Origin of the sequence: Gordonibacter urolithinfaciens, assembly GCF_900199375.1 — a bacterium.
Classification (GTDB): Bacteria; Actinomycetota; Coriobacteriia; order Coriobacteriales; family Eggerthellaceae; genus Gordonibacter; species Gordonibacter urolithinfaciens.
In genome coordinates, this window is sequence record NZ_LT900217.1 from 3,095,373 (window position 1) to 3,113,327 (window position 17,955).

The 17,955-nt window shown below is 68.1% G+C and carries 20 protein-coding genes; 15 read left to right on the forward strand and 5 right to left on the reverse strand.

The window, feature by feature from the left end; all coding sequences use genetic code 11:
- Positions 1–63: 63 nt before the first annotated feature.
- The 5 genes from BN3560_RS13285 to BN3560_RS13305 all read left to right on the forward strand — a co-directional run bounded on the left by BN3560_RS13285 (position 64) and on the right by BN3560_RS13305 (position 4,131).
- Positions 64–465 (forward strand): PadR family transcriptional regulator, encoded by a 402-nt coding sequence (locus tag BN3560_RS13285; RefSeq protein ID WP_096228417.1) that lies wholly within the window; start codon positions 64–66, stop codon positions 463–465.
- Positions 446–1,003, forward strand: a complete 558-nt coding sequence (locus BN3560_RS13290; RefSeq protein ID WP_096228418.1) for a DUF2812 domain-containing protein — start codon at positions 446–448, stop codon at positions 1,001–1,003. Before BN3560_RS13285 ends, BN3560_RS13290 begins: the two co-directional genes overlap by 20 nt.
- Positions 1,004–1,057: 54 nt before the next feature.
- On the forward strand, positions 1,058–1,978 hold the full coding sequence (ftsY, locus tag BN3560_RS13295; RefSeq protein ID WP_096228419.1) for a signal recognition particle-docking protein FtsY: 921 nt from the start codon (positions 1,058–1,060) through the stop codon (positions 1,976–1,978).
- A 174-nt stretch (positions 1,979–2,152) separates the two neighbouring features.
- A complete protein-coding gene (ffh, locus tag BN3560_RS13300) occupies positions 2,153–3,568 on the forward strand; it encodes a signal recognition particle protein (RefSeq protein ID WP_096228420.1) in 1,416 nt (471 codons plus the stop codon).
- 50 nt (positions 3,569–3,618) lie between these two features.
- Positions 3,619–4,131, forward strand: coding sequence for a ClbS/DfsB family four-helix bundle protein (locus BN3560_RS13305; RefSeq protein ID WP_096228421.1), 513 nt, complete (start codon positions 3,619–3,621; stop codon positions 4,129–4,131).
- Between the two features lie 50 nt (positions 4,132–4,181).
- On the opposite strand, the gene BN3560_RS13310 is transcribed toward BN3560_RS13305, so the two are convergent.
- From BN3560_RS13310 to BN3560_RS13330, 5 genes are all read right to left on the reverse strand, one after another.
- The gene (locus BN3560_RS13310; RefSeq protein ID WP_096228422.1) at positions 4,182–4,805 is read right to left on the reverse strand and encodes a hypothetical protein; all 624 of its coding nucleotides are present in this window, start codon (positions 4,803–4,805) and stop codon (positions 4,182–4,184) included.
- The gene (locus BN3560_RS13315) at positions 4,802–5,497 is read right to left on the reverse strand and encodes an ABC transporter ATP-binding protein (protein WP_096228423.1); all 696 of its coding nucleotides are present in this window, start codon (positions 5,495–5,497) and stop codon (positions 4,802–4,804) included. The genes BN3560_RS13310 and BN3560_RS13315 overlap by 4 nt, the downstream gene beginning before the upstream one ends.
- 13 nt (positions 5,498–5,510) lie before the next feature.
- A complete protein-coding gene (locus BN3560_RS13320) occupies positions 5,511–6,989 on the reverse strand; it encodes an ABC transporter permease (protein ID WP_096228424.1) in 1,479 nt (492 codons plus the stop codon).
- Between the two features lie 80 nt (positions 6,990–7,069).
- Positions 7,070–8,293, reverse strand: a complete 1,224-nt coding sequence (locus tag BN3560_RS13325) for a sensor histidine kinase (protein WP_123649932.1) — start codon at positions 8,291–8,293, stop codon at positions 7,070–7,072.
- Positions 8,280–8,951, reverse strand: a complete 672-nt coding sequence (locus BN3560_RS13330) for a response regulator transcription factor (RefSeq protein WP_096228426.1) — start codon at positions 8,949–8,951, stop codon at positions 8,280–8,282. The genes BN3560_RS13325 and BN3560_RS13330 overlap by 14 nt, the downstream gene beginning before the upstream one ends.
- 182 nt (positions 8,952–9,133) lie before the next feature.
- Here BN3560_RS13330 and BN3560_RS13335 point away from each other — a divergent pair, with 182 nt between their 5' ends.
- The 10 genes from BN3560_RS13335 (at position 9,134) to lepB (ending at position 17,913) form a co-directional block, all read left to right on the forward strand.
- Positions 9,134–9,829 (forward strand): response regulator transcription factor, encoded by a 696-nt coding sequence (locus BN3560_RS13335; protein WP_096228427.1) that lies wholly within the window; start codon positions 9,134–9,136, stop codon positions 9,827–9,829.
- Positions 9,826–11,004: a sensor histidine kinase gene (locus tag BN3560_RS13340; protein WP_096228428.1), complete on the forward strand. Its 1,179-nt coding sequence runs from the start codon at positions 9,826–9,828 to the stop codon at positions 11,002–11,004. The genes BN3560_RS13335 and BN3560_RS13340 overlap by 4 nt, the downstream gene beginning before the upstream one ends.
- A gap of 63 nt (positions 11,005–11,067) precedes the next feature.
- Positions 11,068–11,841 carry an ABC transporter ATP-binding protein gene (locus BN3560_RS13345; protein WP_096228429.1) on the forward strand — a complete coding sequence of 258 codons (774 nt, stop codon included), beginning with the start codon at positions 11,068–11,070 and terminating at the stop codon, positions 11,839–11,841.
- Between the two features lie 13 nt (positions 11,842–11,854).
- Positions 11,855–14,296, forward strand: coding sequence for an ABC transporter permease (locus tag BN3560_RS13350; RefSeq protein WP_096228430.1), 2,442 nt, complete (start codon positions 11,855–11,857; stop codon positions 14,294–14,296).
- Between the two features lie 294 nt (positions 14,297–14,590).
- Positions 14,591–15,097 (forward strand): GNAT family N-acetyltransferase, encoded by a 507-nt coding sequence (locus BN3560_RS13355; RefSeq protein ID WP_096228431.1) that lies wholly within the window; start codon positions 14,591–14,593, stop codon positions 15,095–15,097.
- A gap of 391 nt (positions 15,098–15,488) precedes the next feature.
- Positions 15,489–15,734: a 30S ribosomal protein S16 gene (rpsP, locus tag BN3560_RS13360; protein WP_087192343.1), complete on the forward strand. Its 246-nt coding sequence runs from the start codon at positions 15,489–15,491 to the stop codon at positions 15,732–15,734.
- Positions 15,735–15,739: 5 nt separating this feature from the next.
- Positions 15,740–15,994, forward strand: a complete 255-nt coding sequence (locus BN3560_RS13365) for a KH domain-containing protein (protein ID WP_087192342.1) — start codon at positions 15,740–15,742, stop codon at positions 15,992–15,994.
- Entirely contained in the window at positions 15,995–16,516 is a 522-nt protein-coding gene (locus BN3560_RS13370; protein ID WP_096228432.1) for a ribosome maturation factor RimM, read from the forward strand.
- Positions 16,517–16,554: 38 nt separating this feature from the next.
- A complete protein-coding gene (gene trmD, locus BN3560_RS13375; RefSeq protein ID WP_096228433.1) occupies positions 16,555–17,310 on the forward strand; it encodes a tRNA (guanosine(37)-N1)-methyltransferase TrmD in 756 nt (251 codons plus the stop codon).
- A 30-nt stretch (positions 17,311–17,340) separates the two neighbouring features.
- Complete coding sequence (gene lepB, locus BN3560_RS13380) at positions 17,341–17,913, forward strand: signal peptidase I (protein ID WP_096228434.1); 573 nt, start codon at positions 17,341–17,343, stop codon at positions 17,911–17,913.
- Positions 17,914–17,955: the final 42 nt, after the last annotated feature.

Sequence of the window (17,955 nt, forward strand, 5' to 3'; positions counted from 1 at the left end):
ATTCGCTTGCAAGCAGGCTGATTGTAGCATAGTATCCATCATTGATATAGTAGAGGGAGTGAAATGGCGAAGAGGAGCCCGTATGAGACGGGGGAGCTGTCCGACAGCATCTTCCTCATCCTCTTGGCCACGCTCGAGCCGGTGCACGGCTACCGTATCATGCAGGGCATCAAGGAGTCCACGCAGGGCACGGTGGAGATCGGGCCGGCCACCATGTACACGACGCTCAAGAAACTCAAAGGCGCGGGCTGGATCGCGGAGATTGCCGACGCGCCCGAGGGGCCCGAGGGGGAGAGCCGTATCCGCTACGCGGCAACCGACGAGGGACGCGCGGTGCTGCGGCGCGACTTCGAGCGGCGCCGACGGCTGATGGTGCTCGCAGAGGGGCTGTTGGGCGGGAAGGACGGGAGCACCGCGGACATCGGGGCGATGGGCGAGGGGGAGCATGGCGAAGACGACCTATAGAATGTGCGGGGGCCTTGCAGTGATGCCGGGCCATGACATGGCGATGCTCAAGAGGATGAGCGCGAAGGGCTGGCATGTGACAGGTGTCAACCGGGCGCTCCTGTACTGTTTCGAGCGCGGCGAGCCGCACGGCTTCGACTACGCGGTGGACTTCCAGCGCGACTTCTCGGAGGAGGCGCGGGAGCTGTACGGCCTCGGCGGCTGGGAACCCGTCGTGCTGGGGCCCGGCTGGCAGATCGTGCGCGCCGAGGCCGGCACCACGCCGCTGTACACCGACGACGACGCGGAAGCGGAGACGCTTCGGGAGAGCCGGAAGGGGCTGGGCCTGCGCGCGCTCCTCTGCGCGGTTGCCGCGGCGTTGCTCTTCGTGCTCCAGTCACGGCTTTCGGCCCAGGGCAACGAGCCGGCGTCGTGGGCCTGCCTCGCGGCGTGCATGGTCCTCGCGGCCGGGTTCGTCTTCTCGCTCTTCCCCTTCGTCGGGTATACGCGTTCCTTGCGCAAGATCCACGCCGAGCAGGAGGCGGACCCACGCTGCTGACGTGCGGCCCCATTTGGGATACACTGTTCAGGTTGTTGAGAAAGGAGCCCGCACATGGGATTTTTCGATAGGATCAGCGAGGGGCTCTCCCGCTCGCGCGACAAGTTCAAAGAGCAGATGAACGTCCTTCTGGACCGCGGCCCGGATCTGGACGACGAGTTCTGGGATGGCCTGGAGGAGACGCTCATCCTGGCCGACATCGGGGGCGCGGCGGCCAGCGAGATCGTGGAGAACCTGCGTGACCAGGCCACGCGCAAGGCGCTGCCCGATGCTTACGCCGTGCTCGACCTGCTGAACGACCAGATAGCCTCCACGTTCACGCCCGGCGGCGAGGACGTGTTCGGCGGCGGGCCGGCCGTGGTGCTGTTCGTGGGCATCAACGGCACGGGCAAGACCACCACGGTGGGCAAGCTGGCCAAGGAGGCCACGGACGCGGGCCGCACGGTGCTCCTGGGCAGCGCCGACACGTTCCGCGCGGCGGCCATCGAGCAGCTGGAGGTGTGGGCGCGGCGCGCGAACGTGCCCGTGTGCACGCGCGAGCGCGGCAGCGACCCGGCGAGCGTCTGCTACGACACCCTCGAGCGCGCCGAGCAGGAGGGCGCCGACCTCGTGCTGGTGGACACAGCCGGGCGCCTGCACACGTCGGCCGACCTCATGCGCGAGCTGGAGAAGGTGGTGGCCGTGGTGCGCAAGCGCTCGAATCTGCCCGTGTTCACCGTGCTCGTTATCGATGCCACCACCGGCCAGAACGGCCTTCAGCAGGCACGCGAGTTCGACCGCGCGCTCGATCTGGACGGCGTGATCGTCACGAAGCTCGACGGCACCGCGAAGGGCGGCATCGCGCTGGCTGTGAGCCACGAGCTGGAGCTGCCCGTGCTCAAGATCGGCGTAGGAGAGGGCCTCGACGACCTCAAGGACTTCGACGCGCACGACTTCGCGCGCGCCCTCGTCGGCGACTTCGACGAGCGGGGCTAAGAGCGCATGGGGTCTGGTGCTCGGTAGAACCATGGCACTGCGAAGGCCGTATTCGTAATTGTTCGGAAGACCACCCCCAGTCGTTGAAAAGGTGAAGTTCGCGTCCGCATGCGTCGATCAAGTATAATCTCCCATTAAGCGTACGACATGACCGACCGATGGGAGCGCACTTCCATGCTCGAGAACCTCTCCGAACGCCTTCAGGGCATATTCAGCGGGCTGCGCGGCAAGGGCCGCCTGACCGAGGACGACATCAACGACGCCATGCGCGAGATCCGCATGGCGCTTCTGGAAGCCGACGTGAACTTCAAGGTGGTGAAGGGCTTCATCGCCCGCACGAAGGAGCGCTGCCTGGACGCGGAGGTGCTCGACTCGCTCACGCCGGCGCAGAACGTCATCAAGATCGTGCTCGACGAGCTCACCGAGCTCTTGGGCCGCACGGACAGCAAGCTCGTGCTCTCCAGCCGCATTCCCAACGTCATCATGCTCGTGGGCCTGCAGGGCTCCGGCAAGACGACGGCCGCCGCGAAGCTGGCCTACCGCCTGAAGCAGGGGAAACACTCGCCCTTGCTGGTGGCCTGCGACGTGTACCGTCCCGCCGCGGCCGACCAGCTGCAGACGCTCGGCGGCGAGATCGGCGTGCGGGTGTACCGCGGTGACGGCCAGGACCCGGTGCGCATCGCCACCGAGGGCATCCAGGACGCCATCGACAACCTGCGCGACGTGGTGATCGTGGACACGGCGGGCCGCCTGCACGTGGACGACGAGATGATGGACGAGGCCGAGGCCATCAAGCGTGCGGTCAAGCCCGACCAGATCCTCATGGTGGTGGACGCCATGACCGGCCAGGACGTCGTGAACGTGGCTGCCGCCTTCTCCGAGCGCGTGGACTTCGACGGCGTGATCATGTCGAAGATGGACGGCGACGCCCGCGGCGGCGGCGCGCTGTCCATCAAGCAGGTCACGGGCAAGCCCATCAAGTTCATCTCGTCCGGCGAGAAGCCGGACTCGCTCGAGGAGTTCCACCCCGACCGCATGGCGAAGCGCATCTTGGGCATGGGCGACGTGGTCAGCCTCATCGAGAGCGCCGTGAAGGTGCAACAGGAGGAGGTCGAGCAGGAGCAGGCCGAGCGCATGATGCGCGCGAACCTCACGCTCAACGACTTCATCGACATGAACCGCCAGATCCGCAAGATGGGCGGCATTTCCAAGCTGATCAGCGCATTGCCCGGCGGCGACAAGGCCATGTCGCAGGGCCAGGTGGACGAGGGCGCGCTCGACCACATGGAGGTCATCATCAACTCCATGACCAAGGCCGAGCGCGAGAAGCCCGACCTGCTGAACGGCTCGCGCCGCGCGCGCATCGCCGCCGGCGCGGGCGTGACCGTCTCGGACGTGAACCAGCTGATCAAGAAGTTCAACGAGACGAAGAAGATGATGAAGAAGATGATGCCCGCCGTGGAGGACCTGCAGGGCGGCAAGAAGGGGAAGAAGGGCAAGAAGAGCCGGCGGCGTCGCATGGGCCTGCCCGGCATGGGAGGCATGAGCATGGCCGACATCAAAAAGCTCCAGGACATGATGGGCGAATAGGCATGATGCGGCGGCAACGGGGCCGCCGCATTCGTTTGAGGAGGGGCGCTATGCAGGGTTACGAGAGCAAGGAAGCGCTGATCGCCGAGATCCGGAAGACGGCCGGGCTGTTCGCCGCGGAGTTCGACGACGTGGCCGAGGCCGACGCCGACTCGACGGTCGAGGGCGTGGACCGCACGCCGCGCGAGATGCTGGCCTACCAGCTGGGGTGGATGGGGCTGTTGCGCGGCTGGGACGCCGACGAGCTGGCCGACATGGACGTGGCCATGCCGGCGCCCGGCTGCAAGTGGAACCAGATGGGCGTTTTGTACCAAGGCTTCTACGACGAGCATCGCGCGGAACCGTTCGAGCACCTGAAGCGGTCGTTCGAGGACGACGTGGACGCGCTCGTGCAGTGGGTCGACGGGTTCTCCGACGAGGAGCTGTTCGAGCCGGGCGGCAGGGCCTGGGCGCAGTCGACCCCTTCGAACTGGCCGGTGTGGAAATGGATTCACACGAACACCGTCGCGCCGTTCAAATCGTTCCGCAGCAAGATCCGCAAATGGAAGAAGGCGCGCGTTTAAGCGACGTCGGGCGATGCCCCGAGGGTCGCGCGCTTCTGCGTGCTGCGCTGTCAGCGGGTGTACACGCTTCTGAGCGCTTGGTCGAGCGATACGGTCTGGCGCACGGCGAACAACCGGTTGAGGTCGGCGCAGTATACGGAGGTATCATCGTCTCCGGTGTTCTTGCGGCCTTCGGTGTCCTTCTTATCCTGTGGGTCGCGCTCTTGGCCGCTTAAGTCGTTCGACGCTCTGGGTGTCCCAGTGCTTTGCGTCCCACTGTCCTGTGGTGACTCGGCCTCCTGAGTGTCCTCGTCCCAAAACGCGTCCTCGTCGGTCTCTGGGTCGCCCAGTTCGCCAGCACTAACATCGTCACCGACGCTACCGCCGCTGCTATCGCCACCTGCCGCCGAGTATCGGCCGAAGCCGCGGTACACCGTCCCGGCCGCGAAGGCGAGGAAGGCGAACGCTGCGTACGACGCGCAGCCTGACAGGACGGCGTTCGCTATGGCTAGCTCGTTGCCTGCCACGGGCACACCTTGGGTCAGCTGCGCCGACACGTTCGTCCAGGTGGCAACCGCAGCGAGAACAAAACAGGCTGCGAGGATGCCGCTGGCTGCGTACGAGGCGATGGTGAAGGCCGGGATGGTGGGCACGGCGCGAGCGCCGATGCGACCTGCGCGCTCGCGGCCCCTCATGATCGGCTCCTTCCCCGCGGAGCATTTCGGCGGGAGGTCGATCCGACAACGGATGAACCGACGTCCTCTTGGCTCACCACACCTTTCTTCAACCTCAGCACGCAGTCGGCCTTGCGGGCCAGCTCACGCGAGTGGGTGACCACCACCACGCACTTCTCCATCTTGTGGGCGCAGCTGCGCAGGATGCCGGTTATCTCGGCGGCGGTGTCTTCGTCGAGGTTGCCCGTGGGCTCGTCGGCTAGGATGACGGGCGCGTCCGTCGCCAGTGCGCGGGCGATGGCCACACGCTGCTGCTGGCCGCCCGATAGCTTCAGCACGTTTCGGCGCGCCTCCTCGCTAGTCAGTCCCAGTTCTTCCAGCAGCGGGTAGGGCGACGAGCGCGTGATGGGCGCCACGTTTTCGGCCGGAGTGAGGTAGTCGATAAGGTTGAAGCTTTGGAAGACGAACGCCACGTGATGCTTGCGGTGCTCGGCGAGTCCCGTGTCGGCAATGTCCTCGCCGCTGAAGCGGACGGTGCCGCCGTCGGGTGAGTCGAGTCCGCCCATAAGGGACAGCAGCGTGGTTTTGCCGCAGCCGGACGGGCCGAGTATCGCGTAGAGCTTTCCCGGTTCGAGCGCCAGCGACACATCGCGCAGCACGGGTTGTGCGGAGCCGTAGGAGTAACGTACGTTTTCTAGTTCCATTAGGTGCATGACAGAGTCCTTTCTAGCTCATCTTCGTGAGTATTTCTTTGGGCTTGAGGCGCAGTACCGGCAGCGCAGCCGCGGCCACCGAGCCGATGATGAGCACGCCGCCCGCCAGGTAGACGCCTACGAGCGCTGCGGGATCGATGACGACCTCAATTTTCGTCATGTCGCGGTTCTGCTCGAATTTCGGCGCCATCGAGCTTGAGTTGGCTGCCATCATGCCGTCTCCGCTGCTCGTCGGCCCCTGTGCGCCTGATCCGCCCACGTCGCCCGCCTGCTCGGTGGCGTAGTCGAGCAGCTGCGCAGCCGCCGTCTGGGCCACGAGCCCGCTCGTGAAGTACGAGGCGCCAAACGCGAGCACGGCCACGAGGGCGATCTCCACGAGGTACTGCGCGACGATGGCCCGCTTGGTCACGCCGAGCGAAAGCAGCACGCCGCTCTCATGGATGCGCTCACGCACCCGTCCGGCCAGCACGAGATAGAGGATGATCGCGCCGATGACCACCATGACCGCGATGAGCCCGGTCATGAGGCTGTCCATGTTCTCGAGCGGCTCGATGACTGAATCGACGTTGCCCGTGTCCACGTCAACCGTGAAGTCGGTGGGGTCGAGGCCGTCGAGGTTCTTCACTTCCTCGACGATGCGGTTCACCTCGGCGGGATCGTCCACGTGGAAGTCCACGCGCTCGTAGCTCTCGCCGCCCGTCTCGGGGCGCACGTGCTGGATGACCTCAAGCGAGGTGAACACTGCGTTGTCGATGGACCAGTTGCTCATGACGGCGCTCGCCTTGGCGGTGGGCTCGTACAGCCCCACGATCTCGACGTCTATCTTCGTGTCTTCGGGATCGATGCCGTTCATCTGCGCTTTCGTCTCGCTCTGCTGGAGAGTGAGCCTATCGCCCACCGCGAGGCCGTTCTTCTCGGCCAGCTCCTTGCTGATGAGCGCCTTGCCGGTTTCGCCGTGCTCGAGGTGCCGCCCGTCCACGAGTTTGAGAAAGCCCTGGGCGAAGTAGGAGTCGAAAGCGGTGTCGGTTGCGCCGAAGGCGGTTGAGGTCTTGTTCATGTCGCCCGACGAGGCCAGCATCGCGCCCAGCCCTCCGCCGTCCTCCGCGTCCGATTCGACGAGATCGAGATAGGCCCCCTGCTTCTTCATGAGCACGGTGGACTGATAGGATGCGTTGTAGCCCTTAATACCGTCCACGCTTCCCATGATGCGGTCGGCCAATTCCTTCGTGATGGGCTCGCCGCGATAGAACCCCTTCGAGCCGTTCGATCCCTGCTGGACCGACTCCCATTTGCTCGCGTCGCTCGTGTTCTGCTTGAGGGCGAACGACCCGCCCAGCGCCTCACGCACGTTGAGCTGCGCGGTTTGCGCGGCCTGCTTGATGGCCAGCCCTGACAACGCCATCGTGGCGATGACGAGCAGCAGCAGGAACAGGATGAGCGTCTTGCCCCGCTTGCGCGTAAGGTACAGCAGGGCGCGTTTGCCAAGTCCCATGAAGACTCCTTTCCGTTCGGTGGAATTCCACTATCGGCCAGAAAGGCGAGGATCCGGTTGAGCGTCGGTTTAGATTCGGTTTAGATGCTGCGGCCCTTGGGGAAGCGCGCCCAGAACGTGACGCGGTCGTTCGCACTGTCGAGCGCGAAGCGGATGCCGTAGCGGTCGAACGCCGTCTTCGCGATATAGAGACCGAGGCCGCTGCCGCCCGTTGCGCGGCTGCGCGAGGCTTCGGCACGGAAAAACGGCTCGAACGCGCGGGCCAGCTCGTCGTCGGAGAGTTCGATGCCCGTGTTCTCCACGACGAGCGTCCCGTCGGCGAGGCGGACGGACACCTGCGCGCCGGGCGGCGAGTACGTCACGGCGTTCCCGACGACGTTCGCCAGCGCCTTGGCCACGAGTGCGCGGTTCGCCCGGATGATGGCGTCGCGCTGCACGTCGGCGTCGAATGCGAGCCCCCGCTCGGCCGCCCGCGGCGCCCACGCGTCGACGGCCTCCTGCACGAGCGCGGTCGCCGAGACGTCCTCGCAGGCGCGGTCGATGTCGTCGGCCTCCATGCCGGCGACGAGCACGATCTCGCCGACGAGCCCTTCGAGGCGCTCGGCGGTCTCGAGCGCCACCGGCAGGTGCTTGTCGCGGTCGGCGAAGTCGCCGATACCGTACAGCATGCACTCGATCTGGGCCTTGAGGGCGCACAGGGGCGTCTTCAGCTCGTGGGACACGGCGGCGAAGAAGTCGCGGCGCTGCCGCTCGGCGCGCTTGGCATCGGCCACGTCGGCGACGAGCCGGTTGATGATGCGGCTCACGCCCCAGGCCACGAGCACGGCCGCGGCGAGGATGGCCGTGACGACGGCGGGCAGCATGCTCCAGAACGCCGAAGGCAGCTCGCCGGCGGCGGGCAGGTTGGCCACGATGGTGAGGTAGCCGCTGTCCTGGTCGGCGAACCGCACGTTGGTCGACAGGGCGACGGCCGATTCGCTTCCCGTGTCCGGCTCGGTGCCGAAACGGGACGAGTCGTTGCCCACGACGAGCACGGCGGTTGCGTTGTTCTCGATGCAGAAGTCGTAGATGGGCTGGGCCGCATCGGCGTAGGGCGTTTCGGCGAGCTGCGCGCCGAGCGCGTCGAGGCGTTCGTGCACGCGCGATGTGGCCACGTTCTCGTAGCTGGCGGGCAGCGCCACGGCCACGAGCGCGTAGATGAGCGCGCTCGTCAGCGCGAGCGCGGCGGCCACGGCCAGGAACACCTTGAGTCCGAGGCGGCGCCGTCGCCTGCTCTCGTCGCTATGCCGCCTACGCCTCTCCAAGCTTGTACCCAATCCCCCGAACGGTGGCCACGAGGCCGGCGCCGAGCTTCTTGCGGATGTTCATGACGTGGATGTTGACGATCTTCGGATCGCTGGCGAACTCGTAGTGCCACACGAGGGAGAGCAGCTCGTCGCGCGTGAACACCCGGCCGGGATGGGCGAGCAGCAGCTCGAGCACGTCGAATTCGGTGCGGGTAAGGTCCACGGGGCTTCCGCCGCGGCTCGCCGTGCGGCCGGCGGGGTCGAGCGCTACGTCGCCGCAGCGCAGCAGTCCGTCGGCGCCGTCGGCCGGAGCGTGCGCGGCCCGGCGCAGCAGGGCCTCGGCGCGCCGCAGGACCACCTTCACGGAGAACGGCTTCGTCACGTAGTCGTCGGCAAGAAGCTCGAAGCCGCGCAGCTCGTCGGACTCGGCACCGAGCGCCGTGAGCATCATGACGGGAACGTCGGATTCCTGCCGTATGAGCTCGCACACGGTGAAGCCGTCGATCTTCGGCAGCATGAGGTCGAGCACGACGAGGTCGCAAGGCCGCGCGTGGAACGCCGCGATGCCCTCCATCCCGTCGGCGGCGAGCGCCACGTCGTGGCCCGCGCTCTTGAACACCTCGGCGAGCACGGTGCGGATGGCTGGTTCGTCTTCGATGGTCAGCATGTGGGCCATGGGGCACCTCCTGCGCGCATGGTATCACAGCCCCTCGCTGCTGCGCCCGAACGACACAGGTTCTGCGAACGGCTCGCCGGATCCGCGCGAAACCCCCGTCCCGCGAGGGCGGTCGGCGTCGCTCCTTGCTACAATGGAGGCGTTCCGCCCGATGCGGGGAAGGGAGCGAGGGAAGGGGAGCGATGCCGAGCGTACTCATAGTCGACGACGACGCGGATCTGTCCGCCATCGTGGCGCGCTACCTCGAAAGCGAGGGGTTCGCGGTCGTGCGCGCTGCGAGCGCCGAAGAGGCCTACGACGTGCTGGGCGCCCGTCCGTTCGACCTCGTGCTGCTCGACATCAACCTGCCGAGCGACGACGGCTTCGCGGCGTGCGAGGCCCTTCGGCGCGCGAGCGACGTGCCCATCGTGTTCGCGTCGGCGCGCACGAGCGAGACGGACCGCATCGTCGGGCTCGACACGGGCGGCGACGACTACCTGCCCAAGCCCTACTCTCTGCGCGAGCTGCTCGCGCACGTGAACGCGCTGCTCAGGCGCTCTCGGGGGCGCTCCGGCGGCGCGGGACGGCCGCTCGTCGCGGGACCGTTCGCCCTCGACGAAGCCGCCGGGACGCTCGCGAAGGACGGCGTCGTCGCGGCGCTGTCGCCCAAGGAGTTCGCGCTCGCCCGCTTCCTGATCGCGCATGAGGGCGAGACAGTGTCGAAGGAGCGCCTGCTGGCCGAGGTATGGGGCGCGTTCTCGGAGGTGGAGCCGCAGACGGTGTCGGTGCACATGAGCTGGCTGCGCGCGAAGGTGGAGGACGACCCTTCCCGCCCGGCCCACTTCAAGACCGTGCGGGGGAGGGGCTACCGCTTCGACGCCGAGGGCGGCGCGTCGTGACGGCGGCTTCGCGCGAGGGCGCGCGCATCGCGCGACGGCTCGTCGGCATCGCCGCCTCCGCGACGCTAGCCCTCGCCCTGGCGGCGCTCGCGGCCACGGCCCTGCTCGCGGGCGACGGGCCGGCCGCCGAGATGCGGGCGCAGACCGTGGAGCTGAACGCGGCCCGCGCCGAGCTGCCCGAAGGCGCGGACGTGGAGGCCGCCGACGCCGCGCTCTCGCGCGCGCAGGATGCGCTGCGAGCGGCCGCCGACGCGCGCGGCGGCCTCCCCGTCGCGCTCGTCTGGGCGCTCGCCGCGCTCGGCGCGGCATTCGCATGGGGCGTCGTCGCCTACCTCTACGTCGGTGTCGTGCGTCCCTTCATGCGGTTGGAGGCGTTCGCGCAGGACGTGGCGACGGGCAACCTCGACGCCCCGCTCGCCTATGAGCGCAGCAACCCGTTCGGCCGATTCACCTGGGCGTTCGACAACATGCGCGCAGAGATCAAACGCGCCCGCGCCGCCGAGGCCGAGGCCGTGGAGCGGGGCAAGACGGCCGTCGCCGCGCTGTCGCACGACATAAAGACGCCCATCGCGTCCATCCGCGCCTACTCCGAGGCGCTCGAGCTGGGCCTCGCGCGCACGCAAGCGGAGCGCGAGGGCTACGCGCGCACCATCGCGCGCAAGTGCGACGAGGTGACGTCGCTCACCGACGACCTGTTCCTCCACGCGCTCGCCGACCTCGACCGCATCCAGGTGCGCTGCGAGGAAGCGCCCATCGCCCGCGTCGTGGCTCGGGCGGTCGCGGACTTCGACGCGGGCGGCAGGGTGACGCTCGGGCGCCTCGACGAGGCGCAGGCGAGCTGCGACCCGAAGCGCCTCGAGCAGGCGATCGGGAACCTGTTGGCGAACGCCGCCAAGTACGCGCCCGGCGCGGACGTGGAGGTGGAGGGTGTCCTCGACACCGCCGCGCGCGCCTATCGCGTGCGCGTGCGCGACCGCGGCCCCGGCATCCCGCCCGAGGACCTGCCGTTCGTCGCCGACCGTTTCTACCGCGGCTCGAACGCCGGCGATGCGCCGGGCGCGGGCCTCGGGCTGTTCATCGTGCGCTACCTGGTTGAGCAGATGGGAGGCGGCTTAAGCCTCGAGAACGCCGAGCCCGGCCTCGCCGCCGTCCTCGAACTCCCCCTCGCATCTTAAGGACGCCTTAATGTTCGCGCGGCTACGATGCCTTCCAACGAATAGGCGAGACGAGAGGGCATCATGAAGAATCCCATCATCCAAACCGAGCGGCTGTGCAAGAGCTACGCGGCCGACGGGGTGCAGACCCACGTGCTGAGCAACGTCGACCTGACGCTCTACGAAGGCGATTTCACCGCCATCATGGGGCCGTCGGGCTCCGGCAAGTCCACGCTTCTGTACTGCCTTTCCGGCATGGACGCCCCGACGGCCGGCGACGTGCGCTATCGAGGCTCGTCCATCACCGGCTTGCGCGAGCGCGACATGGCCGAGCTGCGCGCGCAGCGCTTCGGGTTCGTGTTCCAGCAGGCTCACCTCGTGTCGAACCTCACGCTGTTCGAGAACGTGGCCGTGCCCGGCTATCTGAAGGCCGGGCGCTCGGCTGCCGACACGCGCGCGGTCGCGCAGGCGTTCGTCGAGCGCATGGGGCTCGATGCCGACGCGCATCATCTTCCCAGCCAGGCCTCCGGCGGCCAGCAGCAGCGCTGCGCCGTGGCCCGCAGCGTGGTGAACGATCCCGACATCGTGTTCGCCGACGAGCCCACCGGCGCGCTCAACCGTGCCAACACGCTCGAGGTGCTCTCGCTGCTTTGCGAGCTGAACGGCAGCGGCCAGTCGATCTGCATGGTCACGCATGACGTGCTGTGCGCCCTGCGCGCGAACCGCGTGCTGTACCTGGAGGACGGCTCGATCAAAGGCGAGCTCGAGCTGCCGGCCTTCCGCGGCGACGGCGGCGGCGCCTACCTCAAGGCCCGCGACGCCCAGGTGAACGCCTGGCTGTCGTCGCTGGCTTGGTAGGGGGGTGGACGTTATGGCGCTCATGCGCACGCTCGTCGCGGCCGGCCTCAAACGGGGGAAGGGCTCGTTCGCGGGCATCTTCCTGCTCATGGCCCTCACCGCCGCTGCGCTCACCTTCACCGTGAGCATGTACGCGGACTTGAACGCCCGCGAGGAGGCCGCGCTTGCCGAGATCGGGGCGGGCGACGTGTATGCCGTCGATATGGCGACGAACCTCACTGACGAGGTGGCCGCCGAGGTGGAGGCGCTGTCCGAGGTAAGCGAGGCGCGGGTGAACGGCGCCCTCTCCGTTCCCGTGAGGTTCTACGATGCGGGCGGCGAGGCCGTGGACAAGAACCCCACCTCGGGCACCGCGCTTGTGGCTTGGGGCGACGCCCTCGGCTTCCGCCTGTTCTCCGACGACGGGACGCATCTCGTCGACGAGGCCCGCGAGCCGGGCCCCGACGAGGTCTACGTGCCGGCGTCGCTCAAGGTCGCTCCTGGCGTTCAGGTAGGCGACGAGCTGGAAGTGCTGGTGGGCGACGAGGCACGCCGCTTCACCATCGCGGGATTCTTCGAGGATCCTCAGCTTGGCACGCCGTTTCTGGAGATGAAACGCTACGTGGTGGCGCAGGGAGCCTACGACGAGGTGGGCTCGCTCGTCGACGCGACCGTCGCGCAGGGCGGCGAACCGGCCGACGTTCTTTCTTCCTCGTCGAAGATGTCGGCGTATCGCATGGCCGAGATCAACGTGCGCTTGTCGGACGAGGCCCGCGCGACGGGCACGACCTCGACCGACCTCGCCCGGCTCATCGCGGATGAGGTGGCCTGGGCGAACACGGCAACGGGCATGTTCGCCGCCGACACGCTTGCCGGCTATGCGATGATGGTCGTGGTCATCGGCGGTGCCGTCCTGGGCGTGTTCGCGCTGCTGTTGTTCGTGATAGCGCTCGTCATCTGCACGCACGCCATCGCGACGTCCATCGAGGAGGATTACGCGGACTACGGCACGCTCAAGGCCCTCGGCTTGTCGAACCGCTCGCTGCGCGGCATGCTGGGCGTGGAGTACGTGGGCGTGAGCCTTCTGGGACTCGCGGCCGGCCTCGGGTTGGGCTGGGCGCTCGTGCCTCCCGTCCTGCCGTTCTTCGCGCAATTCACCGGCGTGCTGGCGACGAACGCAGCGCCTCCTGCGGCGGCGCTGCTCCTTTTGGCGGCGCTGCTGGCGCTGGTCGCGGCCGTCGTCGTATGCAAGACGCACAAGCTCTCGCGCATCTCGCCGCTCGTCGCTTTCCGGGGCGGCGCGGCCGACGTGACGTTCCGCAGCCGGGCTGCCCGCCCGTTGGGCGGCTCCCATCTCGGTTTGGGGTTGGCCGTGCGCGCTATCGTGTCGGCGAAGCGCCGCTACGTGGGGCTTGCGGGATGCGCGCTGGTCATGTGTGCATTCATCGTGCTCGTGTTCGGCATAGGCGGCGCGCTCGGCGGCCCGAATGCGGCGAAGGAGGCTTTCGGCATGTGGACGAGCGACGTGTCGGCCACCCTCGTCTCGCCCGACGCGAGCTTCGACGAGGTGGAGCGGGTCATCGAAGAGGTCAGCCCCATAGAGAAGTCGTGGAAGGAGTCGTTCGCCATGGTGAGCTTCGGGGGCGAGAGCCACTCGTTCGCGGGCTTGAGCGACCTTTCGCTGGTGACGGGTGTGGTGGCAGGGCGTCTGCCGATTCACGACAACGAGGCGCTCATCGGCGGAAACCTTGCGAAGTCGATGGGTCTTGGCATTGGAGACGAGCTGGCTGTCGACGGGGCGGACGGCGAGGAGCGCCGCTTCGTGGTGTGCGGGCTGCTCTCCGCCATGTTCAATGCCGGCTACGGCACCATCCTCACCTACGACGGGGTGTGCGACCTGGCCGGAAAAGGCGCGGACGTCGCCGAGACGGCGCGGCAGTACGTCCTGGCCGATCCGCAGAAGGCCGACGAGGCGCGTGCGGCCATCGAGGCGCGCTTCGGCGATGCGGTGGACGCGCGGCCTGCCGGCATGTTCAGCGATACCGAGGGCATGGTCGGCCTTATCCAGCAGCTGTTCACCATCATGGGCTTCGCCATGGCGACGGTCGCCGCGACGCTCGTGTTCCTCGCCGTGTCGCTCATCATCGGGCGCATGTTCACGGCCGAGCGTCACGACTTGGGCGTGTACCGCGCGCTCGGGTTCACGACGCGCGCGCTTCGCGTGCAGTTCGCCCTGCGCTTCTTCCTCGTGGCGCTCGCGGGCTGCTCGGCGGGCGCAACGCTGGCGGCGCTCGGCGGCAGCTGGCTCATGGGGCAGCTGTTCGGCCTCTTCGGCGTTTCGCGGTTCGCCATCGACACGAATCCGCTCATGGTAGGCGGCCTCACGCTGGGCCTTTCGACGCTGTTCCTGATCGCCGCCTACGCGAGCGCCCGCAAGGTGAAGCGCGTGGACGTGCGCAAGCTAGTGGCGGAATAGTCCTGCTCCGTCGGCTTGCCGGCCGTCGGAACCGCTCGATGCCGCGGCCGGCCGTGGCGCTCCGCCTTCGCGCGATCCCGGAGACCCGCATATCTGTTGTGCGTTTCGCCTTCGCAACCCCGCGAATCTGCCGCATCACGGCCGCCGTCGCTGATTCGCTGCGCCAACCTCGCCGGATCTTGCTTCCTCCTGCTCTCGACGGTTGCCGCCGCGTCGCGTGGACGGGGAGGCAGGGCGCGGCGCCCTCTGCTATACTGGCGCCGCATGGTGAAGCCCGCGAGAAAGGATGCGCCCATGGGCCTGGAGATTCGGCCGTACCGCGAGGAGGACCTCGCGGGAATGCTCAAGGTGTGGAACGAGGTTGTGGAGGGTGGCGAGGCCTTCCCCCAGATCGAGCCGCTCACGTTGGAGACCGCCGCGGAGTTCTTCGCGGCCCAGACGCTTTCCGTGGTGGCCGACCTCGACGGAAAGGTCATGGGCCTGTACATCCTGCACCCGAACAACGTGGGGCGCTGCGCGCACGTGGGCAACGCGAGCTACGCCGTGGCCTCGAGCGTGCGCGGGCTGGGACTCGGTCGTGCCCTTGTTGAGGACTCGCTCGCGCAGGCTGCGCGCAAGGGCTTCCGGGGCCTGCAGTTCAACGCCGTGGTGGCCGACAACGCCGGTGCCATCCACCTGTACGAGGACCTGGGCTTCACCCGCGTGGGCACCGTGCCCGGCGGCTTCGTGAACTTCATGGGCGGCTATGAGGACATCCATATCTACTACCGCGACTGCGTCGACACGCGCCGTCCCTGCTGAGGCTAGGAAGGCCCCGGTCGGGGCTGCCAGGGGGAGGGAATGGCGTCGGCTCCCCGAACCGCCCTCCCGGGCTGCCTGCCGTCCCGAGCAGCGGGCAGCCTCCCGGTCGTGGCACGCCGCGGCCTTCTCGCCCGGTTCGCCAAGCCCCCCACGTGCCGAGCGCAGGGGGAGCGCCCGAAACGTGGGCTTTTCGAGGACGTGGGGGGTCGGGGATGCTGGCTTTGCGGGGGTTCGCGTACAATAGCGGGCACTACGAGACGACAATCGCTTGTCAAACGGAAGATTACGCCGTATCATAAGCAATTGCTGTTTTGCGGGAATCGTGCGCGCGCCCAGAAGGCGCCGCCCAACCCGCCCGACCTGACGTAAGAAGCAAAAGGAGTTCACCTTCATGGCAGTCAAAATTCGCCTGGCCCGCCACGGCGCCAAGAAGCGCCCGTACTACCGCATCGTCGTCGCCGACGCGCGCTGCCCGCGCGACGGCAAGTTCATCGAGGAGGTCGGCCGCTACAACCCCTGCGCCAACCCCACGATGGTGCAGTTCGACCTGGAGAAGGTCGACCAGTGGATCAAGAACGGCGCCCAGCCCACCGACACGGTGGCGCGCCTGCTCAAGAACGCCCGCGAGAACGCGTAAGCGCCATGGCCGAGCAGACGGAAGACATCGTCGGCCTCGTCGAGTCCGTCGTGCGCCCGCTCATCGAGTTTCCCGATGAGCTGCAGATCGAGGCGAGCGATGCCGAGGACGGCTCCATCCTCGTGGAGCTCCGCGTGAACGAGGAGGATGCCGGCAAGGTCATCGGCCGCCAGGGGCGGGTCATCAAGGCCATCCGCACGCTCGCCCGTGCCGCCGCGTCGCGCACGAACACCCATGTCGAAGTGGAGCTCATCGACTAGATGCGCGCTTGGACGGACGTCGCCGTACTGGCGAGAACGAAGAACCTGCAGGGAGGGTTCGTCGCGCAGAGCGCGGCGGGCCTTCCCTTTTTGCTGTCGGAGGGCCTGGAGGTGGCCTTCGTGCCGCCCGTGTCGGACGCCCCGCGCTGCGCGCGGGTGACGACCGTGTCTGCCATCGATGACCGCACGGCCGTCGTGGCGTTCGACGCTGTGGAGGGCATCGACGCGGCCGAGGCCCTCGTAGGCTGCCACTGCCTCGTGCGCCGCGCAGACTTGCCAGAGGGGGCGCTGGACGCGCATGCCGGCACCTGGGACGGCTGGGAGGTGCACGACGCGCGCGCCGGCCTCGTGGGCACGGTGGCGGGCATCCAGGAGCTGCCGGGCCAGGACCTGCTGGAAGTCGTCCCAGCGGCCGGAGGCCGGACGGTGCTCGTGCCGCTCGTCGACGCGCTCGTGGCCGGCGTGGACGAGGAGGCGCGGCGCATCGACGTCGACCTGCCCGACGGCCTGCTCGAGCTGTAGCAGCAGCGCCGCCGTACCGCCTACCGATTGGACTTCCCATGATCATCGAGACGCTTTCGACGTTCCCTTCCATGTACGACTCCGTCATGGGCGCGTCCATGATGCGCATCGCCCAGGAGAAGGGCATCATCTCGTTCAAGGCGCACGACCTGCGCGACTGGACGCACGACCGGCACCGCACGACCGACGACGACCCTTACGGCGGCGGCGACGGCCTTGTCATGAAGTGCGAGCCCCTGTTCGAGGCTTACGACGACTTGACCTGCGGAGCCGGCGCTGACGGCGAGGCCTTGCCGTGCCCCTGCACCATCTTCCTGGCCCCGCACGGCCGGCCTTTCGACGACGCGCTGGCCTGCGAGCTGGCGCGCGAGGAGCGCCTTCTGTTCGTGTGCGGCCACTACGAGGGCATCGACGAGCGCGCCTATGCGCTGGCCGACCGCACCGTCTCGCTGGGCGACTACGTGCTCACGAGCGGCGAGCTGGCCTCCATGGTGGTCATCGACGCCGTGGTGCGCAAGCTGCCCGGCGTGCTGGGGGCGCCCACCGGCGCCCAAGGAGAGAGCTTCGCCGACGGCCTGTTGGAATACCCCCAGTACACGCGTCCGGCAACGTTCCGGGGCAGGGACGTGCCCGCCGTGCTGCTCTCGGGCGACCACGGCGCCGTGGCCCGCTGGAGGCGCGAGCAGAGCCTCGAGCGCACGGCGCGCCTGCGCCCCGACCTGCTGGACGCGGCCGACCTCTCGGACGCCGACCGCAGGTTTCTGCTACACTTGGCGGACGGAAGCGGGCGCTAGGCCCGCACGGAACAGAGGGAAGGCGGGATCATGGACCACGGCCGGCATGCGCGCACGGGCGCGCCGAGGGCGCCGCGCAGGATCGTCGCGGCGCTCTGGTGGGCAGCCTTCGTCGTTGCTTTGGCGTGGCTCCAGGTCACGTTCGTGCACCAGGCCTTCGCCGTGCCCTCTGGCTCCATGGAGAACATCATCATGACCGGCGACCGCGTCTACGCTGAGAAGGTGAGCTACCTGTTCCGCGACCCCCAGCCCGGCGACATCGTGACGTTCCAGGACCCGGAGATCCCCGGCCGCGTGCTCATCAAGCGCTGCATCGCGGTGGGCGGCCAGACGGTCGACCTCGTGGACGGGCGCGTGGTGGTGGACGGCGTGGCGCTCGACGAGCCCTACACCCGCGGCCTGCCCTCCGAGCCGCTCAAGACGGCGCTCGGCGTGGAGGTGTCCTACCCCTACACCGTGCCCGAGGGGCACCTGTGGGTCATGGGGGACAACCGCACGAACTCCAACGACTCGCGCTACTTCGGCGCCGTCGGGCGCTCGTCCGTGACCGCGCGCGGCGTGGCCGTCATCTGGCCGCTGGAGGACGCCGCCCTTATCGGGTAGGGGCGCCTGCGGGCGGAGCAACGGGCGCGCGCGGGCCGTCCG

Excerpts from the sequence above, each read along its gene's own strand:
- BN3560_RS13315 (WP_096228423.1), bottom strand. The coding sequence starts at position 5,497 with ATGCACCTAATGGAACTAGAAAACGTACGTTACTCCTACGGCTCCGCA.
- trmD (WP_096228433.1), top strand. The coding sequence starts at position 16,555 with ATGATCATCGAGACGCTTTCGACGTTCCCTTCCATGTACGACTCCGTC.
- BN3560_RS13335 (WP_096228427.1), top strand. The coding sequence starts at position 9,134 with ATGCCGAGCGTACTCATAGTCGACGACGACGCGGATCTGTCCGCCATC.
- BN3560_RS13305 (WP_096228421.1), top strand. The coding sequence starts at position 3,619 with ATGCAGGGTTACGAGAGCAAGGAAGCGCTGATCGCCGAGATCCGGAAG.
- BN3560_RS13370 (WP_096228432.1), top strand. The coding sequence starts at position 15,995 with ATGCGCGCTTGGACGGACGTCGCCGTACTGGCGAGAACGAAGAACCTG.
- BN3560_RS13330 (WP_096228426.1), bottom strand. The coding sequence starts at position 8,951 with ATGGCCCACATGCTGACCATCGAAGACGAACCAGCCATCCGCACCGTG.
- BN3560_RS13355 (WP_096228431.1), top strand. The coding sequence starts at position 14,591 with ATGGGCCTGGAGATTCGGCCGTACCGCGAGGAGGACCTCGCGGGAATG.
- BN3560_RS13345 (WP_096228429.1), top strand. The coding sequence starts at position 11,068 with ATGAAGAATCCCATCATCCAAACCGAGCGGCTGTGCAAGAGCTACGCG.
- BN3560_RS13350 (WP_096228430.1), top strand. The coding sequence starts at position 11,855 with ATGGCGCTCATGCGCACGCTCGTCGCGGCCGGCCTCAAACGGGGGAAG.
- BN3560_RS13285 (WP_096228417.1), top strand. The coding sequence starts at position 64 with ATGGCGAAGAGGAGCCCGTATGAGACGGGGGAGCTGTCCGACAGCATC.
- rpsP (WP_087192343.1), top strand. The coding sequence starts at position 15,489 with ATGGCAGTCAAAATTCGCCTGGCCCGCCACGGCGCCAAGAAGCGCCCG.
- ffh (WP_096228420.1), top strand. The coding sequence starts at position 2,153 with ATGCTCGAGAACCTCTCCGAACGCCTTCAGGGCATATTCAGCGGGCTG.
- BN3560_RS13310 (WP_096228422.1), bottom strand. The coding sequence starts at position 4,805 with ATGAGGGGCCGCGAGCGCGCAGGTCGCATCGGCGCTCGCGCCGTGCCC.
- BN3560_RS13365 (WP_087192342.1), top strand. The coding sequence starts at position 15,740 with ATGGCCGAGCAGACGGAAGACATCGTCGGCCTCGTCGAGTCCGTCGTG.
- BN3560_RS13290 (WP_096228418.1), top strand. The coding sequence starts at position 446 with ATGGCGAAGACGACCTATAGAATGTGCGGGGGCCTTGCAGTGATGCCG.
- lepB (WP_096228434.1), top strand. The coding sequence starts at position 17,341 with ATGGACCACGGCCGGCATGCGCGCACGGGCGCGCCGAGGGCGCCGCGC.
- ftsY (WP_096228419.1), top strand. The coding sequence starts at position 1,058 with ATGGGATTTTTCGATAGGATCAGCGAGGGGCTCTCCCGCTCGCGCGAC.
- BN3560_RS13320 (WP_096228424.1), bottom strand. The coding sequence starts at position 6,989 with ATGGGACTTGGCAAACGCGCCCTGCTGTACCTTACGCGCAAGCGGGGC.